We start from the raw sequence: 819 nt of genomic DNA on the forward strand, positions 1-819 counted from the left end.
CTTTACCTATTTCTCTGTTTAATTTTCAAAGACCAATTTGTTTTTTCATCTTGCGACGACTTCTACTATATTACTAGATACTTCTTAATTTGTCAACAACTTCTTTCAATATTTTTTAAATATACTATTGAAGTATTAAGCATTAACTTATCAATGTTACCTCATCAATACTCGTTCGTAGCGACAAGGAGTATTCTATCATGATAACAATTCTTTATATTTGAAGTATAACCTGTATGGTAAAATTATTGTTAATATAGTCTATATTCCTCTAATGTGCTAGTTGTTAACCATACTGACACACGTGAATAAGTTTTCGTCTAAAAATTGCATACTTGATACTAAATTAATCTCACTTATTTTCATTTCTTTTGATCTATTAATTTCACCATCATGCAATATTAAAAAATTATCATATGTTCTGTTGTATAATTCCCTATTAATAAATTCTAAATTATTTTTCACATATAAACATTGCTACGTATTTACAACCTTGCACTAACGTGCAACTGCTATTCATCCCACACCTAACGGAGTAGCTTTCCCTAGAAAATCTATAAATACATATTCATTTAATTATTCTTATTTAACAAAGTCAAAAAAACAGTCCTATGTGGACTGTTTTTTGGTGGACCTTCAGGGACTCGAACCCCGGACCGATCGGTTATGAGCCGATTGCTCTAACCAGCTGAGCTAAAGATCCATGTGTACCTGGCGACAACCTACTCTCCCACAAGGCTACCCCTGCAGTACCATTGGCGCATTGAAGCTTAACCTACCTGTTCGGTATGGGAAGGGGTGTTACCTTCATGCCATAAT

At 33.3% G+C, this 819-nt stretch carries 1 tRNA gene and 1 rRNA gene; both read right to left on the minus strand.

Features of this window, described 5'->3' with window-relative positions:
• Positions 1–626: 626 nt before the first annotated feature.
• Positions 627–703 (minus strand) — tRNA-Ile (locus LGK97_RS19625).
• 6 nt (positions 704–709) lie between these two features.
• Positions 710–819: ribosomal RNA gene (rrf, locus tag LGK97_RS19630) — 5S ribosomal RNA — on the minus strand; the annotation flags it as partial.

Origin of the sequence: Clostridium sp. CS001 (assembly GCF_020443565.1) — a bacterium.
Taxonomy (GTDB): domain Bacteria; phylum Bacillota; class Clostridia; order Clostridiales; family Clostridiaceae; genus Clostridium_AD.